The 9796-nt window shown below is 71.7% G+C and carries 6 protein-coding genes and 1 pseudogene; 2 read left to right on the top strand and 5 right to left on the bottom strand.

The features are described from left to right. The 4 genes and pseudogenes from fxsT to I6A60_RS20475 all read right to left on the bottom strand — a co-directional run. Positions 1-1897 (bottom strand): FxSxx-COOH system tetratricopeptide repeat protein (gene fxsT / locus I6A60_RS20485; RefSeq protein WP_203055667.1); only part of this gene is annotated, 1897 nt, incomplete at its 3' end. 15 nt (positions 1898-1912) lie between these two features. Continuing rightward, positions 1913-2062: pseudogene (locus I6A60_RS44100) on the bottom strand (effector-associated domain EAD1-containing protein); the annotation flags it as partial. A 951-nt stretch (positions 2063-3013) separates the two neighbouring features. Beyond that, positions 3014-3469 (bottom strand): hypothetical protein, encoded by a 456-nt coding sequence (locus I6A60_RS20480; RefSeq protein ID WP_203018550.1) that lies wholly within the window; start codon positions 3467-3469, stop codon positions 3014-3016. After that, positions 3466-3876 (bottom strand): recombinase family protein, encoded by a 411-nt coding sequence (locus tag I6A60_RS20475; protein WP_203018548.1) that lies wholly within the window; start codon positions 3874-3876, stop codon positions 3466-3468. Before I6A60_RS20475 ends, I6A60_RS20480 begins: the two co-directional genes overlap by 4 nt. Before the next feature lie 616 nt (positions 3877-4492). On the opposite strand from I6A60_RS20475, the gene I6A60_RS20470 reads away from it, so the two are divergent. Both I6A60_RS20470 and add read left to right on the top strand, forming a co-directional pair. Continuing rightward, complete coding sequence (locus tag I6A60_RS20470) at positions 4493-5725, top strand: TIR domain-containing protein (protein WP_203018546.1); 1233 nt, start codon at positions 4493-4495, stop codon at positions 5723-5725. A 278-nt stretch (positions 5726-6003) separates the two neighbouring features. After that, complete coding sequence (gene add, locus I6A60_RS20465; RefSeq protein WP_203018544.1) at positions 6004-7038, top strand: adenosine deaminase; 1035 nt, start codon at positions 6004-6006, stop codon at positions 7036-7038. A 6-nt stretch (positions 7039-7044) separates the two neighbouring features. Here the strand turns inward: add and I6A60_RS20460 are convergent, their stop codons facing one another. Continuing rightward, complete coding sequence (locus I6A60_RS20460; RefSeq protein WP_203018582.1) at positions 7045-9396, bottom strand: [protein-PII] uridylyltransferase; 2352 nt, start codon at positions 9394-9396, stop codon at positions 7045-7047. Positions 9397-9796 lie beyond the last annotated feature (400 nt).

Raw genomic sequence — 9796 nt, 5'->3', positions numbered from 1 at the left:
CCAGGTTGTTCAGGCGGGTCGAGACGTCGGGGTGGTCGGGGCCGTAGACAGCCTCCGTGATCGCCAACGCCCGCTCGAGCAGTGGCAGCGCCTCGCTCGCGCGCCCCAGGGCGCGCAGCGCCAACGCCAGGTTGTTCAGGTCGGTCGAGACGTCGGGGTGGTCGGGGCCGGAGACAGCCTCGTCGATCGCCAACGCCCGCTGGAGCAACGGCAGCGCCTCGCTCGCGCGACCTAGGGCTCGCAGCGCCATCGCCAGGTTGTTCAGGCGGGTCGAGACGTCGGGGTGGTCGGGGCCGTAGACAGCCTCCGTGATCGCCAACGCCCGCTCGAGCAGTGGCAGCGCCTCGCTCGCGCGCCCCAGGGCGCGCAGCGCCAACGCCAGGTTGTTCAGGTCGGTCGAGACGTCGGGGTGGTCGGGGCCGGAGACAGCCTCGTCGATCGCCAACGCCCGCTGGAGCAACGGCAGCGCCTCGCTCGCGCGACCTAGGGCTCGCAGCGCCATCGCCAGGTTGTTCAGGCGGGTCGAGACGTCGGGGTGGTCGGGGCCGTAGACAGCCTCCGTGACCGCCAACGCCCGCTCGAACAACGGCAGCGCCTCGGCCGGTTGGGCATGCTCCTGCAGGAACGTCGCTGTTCGGTCGCACAGCCAGGACACGTCGCCGGCTGCGGCGCGCAGATCCGACTCCCCAGCCAACTCCGCCATGACCGGATCGTCGGCGCGCGCCAGCACAGCGCTGACATGGGCAAGCAGCTCTCGCCAACGCGGCCAATCCTGCGGACTGCGCCGGATGTCGCCAGGCAGGTCGGCCCGCAGAACGCCCGCCAGCATCGCCAGCACCTGAGCCCGCCGCTGCGTACCCATCCATCGCCGAGTCGCGGCCTGCACCAAACGATGCACCCAGATCGCGGACGCATCGCGGCTCGCCAGGCTGTAACCGACCAACGCGCCAACGGCCTGAATCCAGGCAACGCGGTCGCCCGCAGCCTCGGCCAACGGTCCCGCGCCCCACAGAGCGGCGTGGCCGTCGAACAGATCCAGCGGCACCGGGTCCGACGCGCACAGCGCCAACACCTCCAACAACTCCACCGCCGCCGGCGTCGTCCCCACCAACCGCTGCGTCGAGAGCTCCCACAGCGTCGCCACCGTCTCCCCGGCCCGGTCCGCAACCTCCCCCAGGGCAATCACGTCGTCCAACCGCTCCGCTAGCAGCTCCGCCAACTCCGACAGCGGCGTTCCAGTCTGGGCACAGAACGCCGCCGCCTGCTCCAACGCCAACGCTAAATCCCCGACCAACCCCGCGACCCGATCCGCGACCCGCGGATCAGCCACCGGCAGCCGCCCCACCAGCAGCGCCACAGAATCCGAGCGCGCCAACGTCGACACCGCGACCGTCCTGCCCAGCCCGCCCCAGTCCGCCCGCCGCGACGTTACCAACACCCGCCCGAACCGATCCGACGGACGAAACCGCGCCACCAACGCCGGGTCCTCAGCATTGTCGAACACCACCAGCCACGGCCTACCGCGCCGCCGCAACTCCGCGAACACCGCCGCCGGCTCCACCCCCGCCGGCAACTCCAACACCTCACCCAACTCGGCCAGCGAACCCGCCACCAACTCCGCCTGCTCCGCCGCCACCCACCAAACCACATCGAACTCGTCCTCATGCCGGTAGGCGTACTCCACCGCCAACGCCGTCTTACCCACCCCGCCCATGCCAGCCAACGCCACCACCGACACCACCGGACCAGCCGCAAGCCGCTCCGCCAACTCCGCCAACTCCGCCTCACGGCCCACGAACCGCGACAGCCGAGGCGGCACATCCCACACCGATGGACCCGACCGGACCCCGACGCCACCAGCAAAGACCGCATGCGCCGGGAACGACTCCCGCGCCACAGCCAACAGACGACTCCTACCAGCGCGCACCTTGCCCGCCGCGAACAGCCGGGAGACCTCCCACCAGAACTCCTCGGCAGTCAGGCCCTCCCAGGCCGGCTGGCTCCACCGAGGCAACCCGACCGACGCCAACAACGGCCCCGCCGACGTCGAGTCCCCGAACATCTCGGCAAACGCGCGTACTTCCCGGGCCGACAGACCGTCCACTGCCAGCCACCCCCCGACGGCCCCAGACGACCCGAACGACCCGGCACGTCACACTGCCCACCAGCATCCCACCAGGCAACCCGAACCAGACACGATCCGAAGCGTCAACGAACATCTAGTCGAAGATCGTCGTCAATTATCTGTAGGGGTTTCAAGGGCGGCCTTCGGCCGCCGCGCCGTGCCGCCGCACGCGCCACGCACGGCCGGGGCCCCGTCAGCCCGCCACGCCCCGGGGCCCCGCCTCGCTTCGCTCGGCACCCCGGACGTGTCGGGCTGCCACCCCACCCGCGCATGTCGGAGCGTCGGCCCGTCGCTGGGAGATAGGCCCCTCGGATTCCGTCCGTATGCCGCGCGATCGGTGTTCCGGGCCGGTCGAGGCGAGGCGGGTGACGGGGCTGCTGCTCGCTTTGCGAGACGCCCGGACGGGCGAGACAGACCCTGGGGGCTCTGCCCCCAGACCCCCGGCCAGCTTCCAAAGGGGGGTAGTGCACGACACCTCCGTGTGATCCCCTCAGAGGTCCGGCGCCCAAGGGGTTACCGGAGGAACCCCGACCGCGCAAGACCCGCACCCGGGCCGTTGTGGGCATCCGCCAGGCCGAGCACGCTCCGCACGGCAACCGACGGGCACCAGCATCGACGGCGGAGCGCACCCGTCCAGCCGGCCGCAGGTTCCGATGGCGGGTCTTGCACGGCCGAGAACCCTCCGGTAAGGCAGAGCCCGCCGGCCCTCCGAAGGGATCACACTCGCCCCGAAGAATGGGAAGAAAAAGCGGGATTCCCGCGCCGGGCAGAAACCAGCGCCGCCGCCGGAAACCCCACGCCGCACGGCGGGGCCACCCGGGCCGGACATGGTGACGGCCGGTAACCCCACCCAGGGATCACCGGCCGTCAACCTGCCGCAGGAGCCGCCTATCCGGGCCAGGTGCAGCGGCAGTTGCGAGGGCGGACCACGCTGCCGAGCGCGACCATCGTTTCCGGTTCCTCACGCTGCACCAGGCTATAGATCCGCGCGGCTATCGCCGGATCATCCGTGGCCGTCATGAGCAGCCCTACCGCGACCTGGTACGGAGTCAGACCACGATCCGCGAACCCGACGACCTGCGGCACCCAGCCAGGAGCCACCGTCACCGCATCCGGCCCATCATCGGCCCCGCCGGCCGGGGCTGCAGGGTCGGGCACGCCGGCCGGGAACCGGCGGAACAGCAGGTTCACGCCCCCGCCGACGGACAGGTGACTCACGAACGCCGCCGGCGGCAACCCCGACGCGACAGACGCGATCTCACCCGGAGTCGCGCCTACCAGGACCTCTAGGCCGTAGCCGCTCCCGGGCAGCGCCACCGCACGCACCAACGGCACGTCAATCACGCCGCCACCGCCCCAGCCACAGCGGCGACCGTGCGCAGCGCGCCCACGAGCAAGTCCGACATCATCGGATTCACGGTGTCCCAGCCAGTCGACGCGACCAGCAGCCGCACCCCGGCATGCCGCAGCAACACCAGCTCCCGGGCGATCTCACTCTCCGACGCGCCGATCGTGTCCAGCCCGTCGACCACGACCACGTCATACCGACGCGCCCGTACCAGCCGCCGGACCGCCGCCCAGGCGCGACCCTTGCCACCGCCCGCGCCGATCTGGCAGACCTCACCGCCAGCGACCCAGCCACGCTGCGAGCACGCCGCCCGGAAAGCCTCTCGCTGGACCGCGAGCCGAGCCGCACCAACCCCGTGACGGGTGAAGGCCACAGCCCGCACCCCATCTGCAATAATCGCCATGGGTTCCACTCCTTGTTCGTGCAAGGTTGGGATCAAGGCCCGGGATTGGTGTTCCACCACCGTCCCGGGCCGCCTTATTTAATTATCGATCTGCTACCATTCTAAACCAGGTTGACGAGAAAGTCAGCCCATTCGCGGAACCCCGATGTGGGTTAATGCCCGCGAAGATCCACGGAAATCGCCGTAAAGGCCCCTGGAATCGCCGTGGACAACATCAATCTTAGGGCCATATCTCGATATCAATCTTAACGATCATCGAATTGGAATACGGCCCGCCCGCAAAACAAAGCGCGGCGACTATCCGATAGGACCAGACCACCGCCCCACCGCGACCCGCGCGCCACCAAGGCCCCCGAACCACGGGCCACCCACCCGAGCCCGACGCCCACCAGGCCCACGCCACCAACCTCCACTCACCCGAGGACCCGACCCCACACCGAACCGACGCCCGCCACTGGCCCAGCCGCTAGCAGATGCAACCGCAGGTCAGCGCGATGCTACGACGTTCTACTTGCGTAGGGGTCGGCAATCCTTGCCCCGGAAGCCGGGACCCGCACGGTAAGACTCACGCAGTCCGGGCGGGAGCAGCCTGACGAGCCGTGCGAAGATCGGGGCCGTGTTGGCTTCGGAGGCGGCGCCGCGCGCGGACGGCTGGGACTTCTTCGTCTCCTACACCGGCGCTGACCGCGCGTGGGCCGAGTGGGTGGCCTGGCAGTTGGAAGACGCCGGCTACCACGTCTTGATCCAGGCGTGGGACTTCGTTCCTGGCACGAACTGGCAGATCAAGATGGACGAGGGCGTCAGGCGCGCGACGCGGACGATCGCGATCCTGTCCAGCGCCTACCTGGACTCCGTCTATGGCCGCCAGGAATGGCAGGCCGCCCAGGCAGCCGACCCCGACGGCTTCGGCCGCAAGCTCCTCCCCATCCGCGTCGAAGACTGTCCACGCCCGGGTCTCCTGGCCGCAGTTGTGTCTATCGACCTGTTTCCCCTGCCGCAGCACGACGCCCCACGGCATCTGCTCGAGCAGATCAGCCACACCCTCACCGGCCGAGCCAAACCCACCAGCGCTCCCGAATATCCGATACGCCCGCGCCCCGCCCCACCCATCGACGAACCCGCCTTCCCCCCACCCGCCAGACCAATACCCACCCCGCCGATCACAGGCGCCCGACCCGTCGGCCAACCCATCACCGGCCACACTCGCCCCGTGTTGTCGGTGGCGTTCTCGGCCGACGGACACACTCTCGCCACCGCCAGCAACGACCGGACGGTGCGGTTGTGGGACGTCACCGACCCCACCCGACCCCGCCCGATCGGCGAACCCCTCACCGGCCACACCAGAGGCGTGTGGTCGGTGGCGTTCTCGGCCGACCAACGCACCCTCGCCAGCGCCAGCAACGACCGGACGGTGCGGTTGTGGGACGTCACCGACCCCACCCGACCCCACCCGATCGGCGAACCCCTCACCGGCCACGCCGACGCCGTGCAGTCGGTGGCGTTCTCGGCCGACGGACACACCCTCGCCACCGCAGACAACGACCAGACGGTGCGGTTGTGGGACGTCACCGACCCCACCCGACCCCACCCGATCGGCCAACCCCTCACCGGCCACACCGGCCCCGTGTGGTCGGTGGCGTTCTCGGCCGACCAACGCACCCTCGCCAGCGCCAGCAGCGACCGGACGCTGCGGTTGTGGGACGTCACCGACCCCACCCGACCCCGCCCGATCGGCGAACCCCTCACCGGCCACACCAGCTCCGTGTTGTCGGTGGCGTTCACGGCCGACGGACACACCCTCGCCACCGCCAGCAACGACCAGACGGTGCGGTTGTGGCAGACGTACTGATCAGATCGACGCGCTAATACGCCCCACCTGCGAGGGGGCGCTGGCGCGTCCCATGCGCCGGTCTGAAAATATGACTCACGTCATATATGTCCCTAAGCCAATGACCGGGCCCGATTGACGACCACGCGAGGGCGAAGACGGCGATCACTCTGCCCTGCTCGTGCCGTGACCTGGACTTTCCCGCACCGAAACGCCAACGACGCTCCCGACGTCCTAGCGTGGGGCCGCCCGGCCGCCCAGATGTGCGGCCCGCGGCCCGGTGTCTGTGGAGGCGAGCGATGGACTATCCCGAGTACCTGCGCAAGGTGCCGAAGGTCGAGCTGCACTGCCACTTCGAGGGCACGGTCCGGGCGGCGACCTTCGCCGACCTGGCCCGCAGGCACGACGTGGCGCTGCCGACGGACGAGGTGGCTCGGCTCTACGACTACGACACCATCTACGAGTTCCTGAAGATCTTCGGCATGGTGTCGTCGACGCTGATCGACCGGGCCGACTTCGCCAGGTGCGCCTACGAGTCCCTCGAGGACGGCGTGCGGCTGGGCAACCTGCGGTACCGGGAGATGTTCTTCAACCCCACGCTGCACACCCGCCGTGGCGTCCCGATGGCGACCGTCATCGACGGCCTGGTGGACGGCATCAGGGCGGCCGAGACCGACTTCGGCGTGCGCTGCAAGCTGATCGCCGACGTCTACCGCCAGGACGCGCCAGAGCTGGCCCGCCAGATGGTCGAGGACGTGCTGGCGAACCGGGTCGACGAGCTGATCGGCCTGGGGATGGACGGCGCCGAGGCGCCCGACCCGCCGGAGAAGTTCGTCGAGGCCTACCGGGCCGCCAAGGCCGGCGGCCTGCGACTGACGAGCCACGCCTCCGAGGACGCCCCGCCGGTGAACATCACCACCTGCCTGGACGTGCTCGGCTGCGAGCGGATCGACCACGGCTACCACATCCTGGCCGACGCGGCCGTGCTGAACCGCTGCAAGGACGAGGGCATCTACTTCACCTGCTGCCCGACGTCGACCGCCGTCGTCTACGGCTGGCCGGACCTGACCGCGCATCCGATCAAGGACATGGTCGCCGCCGGGCTGAACGTCATGCTGAACTCGGACGACCCGACGATGTTCCACACCGACATCGGCCGGGAGTACGTCGAGCTGTGCACGGCCCTCGGCTACGACCAGCCGACCGTCCGCACCCTGGTCCTCAACGGCGTGGACGCCACCTGGCTCGACGACACCGACAAGGCCGCGCTGCGCGCCGAGTTCACCACCGAGCTGGACGCGCTCGACGCCACCCTCGCCGGCCCGGACCAGTAGCGGCGGCTAGCTCGCCTCCGGCGCCGGGGTGTCGGCGGTCGTGAGGGCGGCCGCGACGGCGTCGCTGACCTCGCGGCGGCGGGCCTCGCCGACCACCTCGGAGCCGTCGGCCTCCTGGATGTAGAACGCGTCGACGACGTCCAGGCCGATCGTCGCGACGATCGCGGTGTGCACGTCGATGCCGACGCCGGCGAGCGCGCGCACGATCCGGAACAGCACCCCGGCCCGGTCGGGAGCGCGCACCTCCAGCACCGTCCGGGAACCGGAGTCGTCGAACGTCGCCCGCGGCGGCCCGGGGGTGCGCCAGGGCCGGCGGGTCGCGTAGGCCTCCTCGCGGGTCGTGAGCTGGGCCGCGACGTCGAGCCGGCCCTCCAGTCCGCGGCGGACGTCGGCGAGCAGCCGGCGCGGGTCGGGCTCCTGCCCGTGGGTCGCCGCGACGGCCGCCTGCAGCAGCGCCCGGCCGTCCGCGCCGCGCGCCGAGGCCCGCCGGATGTCGAGCCGGTTGAGCGCGAGCACGCCGGCGGTGACGGCGAGCAGGCCGACATGGTCGGGGGCGAGCACCACGACCTCGTACATGCCCTCGTCCGGCAGCTTGTTGACCTGCACCAGGTGCTCGTCGGGCAGCGCGAGCAGGGCGAGCTGCCGGTCGCTGAGCTCCCCGGCGTAGGGCACCGGGCCGCCGCCGAGGACGGCCGTCGCCCGCGCGACCAGGTCGCCGATGAGACGCGCCTTCCAGGCGCTCCACGCGGTCGGGCCGGTCGCCTTCGAGTCCGCCTCGGTGAGCCGGTGCAGCAGGCCGAGCACGCGGATGCTGCCAGCCGCCTGCGCGACGGCCTCGATCGTGGCCGGGTCGTCGATGTCCCGGTGGGTCGCCGAGTCGGGCAGCAGCAGGTGGTGGCGGACCATCGCGACCAGCACGTCGACATCTTCCGGCGGCAGGCCGAGCCGGGGCCCGAGCTTCTCCACGATCAGGATGCCGGCGTCGGTGTGGTCACCGGGGTAGCCCTTGCCGATGTCATGCAGCAGCGCGCCGAGCAGCAGCAGGTCGGGCCGGTCGACCTCGCGGGTGTGCTGGGCCGCCTTCGCAGCGGCCTCGATCAGGTGCCGGTCGACGGTGTAGCGGTGGTACGGGTTGCGCTGCGGACGGCTGCGGACGGCGGCCCATTCCGGCAGGACGCGGACGAGCAGGCCGACCTGGTCGAGCGACTCCAGCACCGGGACGGCGTTGTCACCGGCGGCGAGCAGGGCGACCAGCGCGTCGAGCGCGGCCGGCGGCCACGGGTCGGGCATCGGGTGCGCGTCCCGGGCAAGCCGGTCGATCGCGTAACGGCCCAGCGGGATACCGGCGCGGGCCGCCGCGGCGGCGGCGCGCAGCACGAGCGCCGGGTCGCCGGCCGGGTCGGCGTCGCGGGCGAGCTGGACCTCGCCGTCCTGTTCGACGACGCCGGCGTCCAGCGGGCGGCGGATCGGGCGGGCCGAGCGCCAGCGGGAGCGGGCCTTCAGCGCGCCGCTGACCTGGTTCCAGGTCGTGTCCCAGGTCCACGAGATGGCTCGGCCGGCGTCGGCCACGGCGTGCGCGAGCGCGAACGAGTCGGGCTGGTCGGCGCCCGGGGTGCCACCCGCGGCGACGTAGCCGAGGGCGGCGGCGACCGTGTCGCCGTCCTGGAGCAGCAGCCGGTCCTGGTCACGGCCGGCGGCGACGCGGCGGATCTCGCCACGGACGTCGAGCAGCAGCTGCTGGGCCGCGCGCACCCGCTCACCCGGAGGCTCCGCGACCCAGGCGGCCGCCAGGGCGTGCAGCGCCTGCACGTCGCGCAGGCCGCCGCGGGCCTCCTTGAGGTCCGGCTCCAGGAGGAACGCGACCTCGCCGACCCGGCGGGCCCGTTCGGCCTGGAACTCGGCGAGCTCGGGCAGGCGCCGGTGGGCCCTGGCCCGCCAGCGAGTGCGCAGGGCCTCGACGAGGCGGGCCGCGAGCGCTTCGTCGCCGACGACCAGGCGGGCCTCCAGCAGCCCGAGCGCCGCCTTCAGGTCGCCGTCGGCCACGGAGACGGCCTGCTCGACGGTGCGGACGCTGTGGTCAAGGCCGACCCCAGCGTCCCAGACCGGGTACCAGATCCCGTCGGCGATGGCGGCGAGCGCGTCGGAGCCGCGTTTGCCGTCGTGCACCAGCACCAGGTCGAGGTCGGTGCCGAAGGCTGGCTCGCGGCGGCCATAGCCACCGACCGCGATGAGCGCGAGGCCGGGCCCCGGGTCACCGAACAACGCGCGCAGCGCCGCGTCCGCCCGATCGGCCAGCGCGGCGCGCAGCGAGGCGCCGACCAGATCCGGGAAGGCGTCGTCGCGACCGCGCAGCGCCACGAGTCCGGCGACCGCGTCGGGGCCACCCGCGCCCGGTGCGGGGGCGGCACCGGGGCCGGGCTGACCAGTCGGCCGATCCACCGTGACCACCTCCAGATCCGTCGCTTCAGTCAGAACATTGCCCGAAGCACACTCATCTACCGAATCGATCGGCCGGGACGACGCCCCTGCCGCCTGGTCCACGATCACTGGACCGGCAGGAACGGACGTCCACGGCAGCGACGTCGCGGGCAAGGACGTCAGCGGCAGCGAAAAGCGGGGGGTTCACCGGCGGCGAACCCCCCGCTTGTCAGGCCATCACCCAGCGGGGCCCGGCGGGAGCGGTCGGGAGTGCTCGGGGATCCCGAGCCTCGGTGCGCACTCCGGGCACGGCCGCGTCCGGAGCTTCTGGCGGCGCCGG

The organism is Frankia sp. AgB1.9 (assembly GCF_016786355.1).
Classification (GTDB): Bacteria; Actinomycetota; Actinomycetes; order Frankiales; family Frankiaceae; genus Pseudofrankia.
Note: the sequence above shows the minus strand (reverse complement) of the source record. Positions and strands in the feature narration are given on the sequence as shown.

Coding starts and splice junctions, on each gene's coding strand:
- I6A60_RS20475 (WP_203018548.1), bottom strand. CDS start 3,876: ATGGCGATTATTGCAGATGGGGTGCGGGCTGTGGCCTTCACCCGTCAC.
- add (WP_203018544.1), top strand. CDS start 6,004: ATGGACTATCCCGAGTACCTGCGCAAGGTGCCGAAGGTCGAGCTGCAC.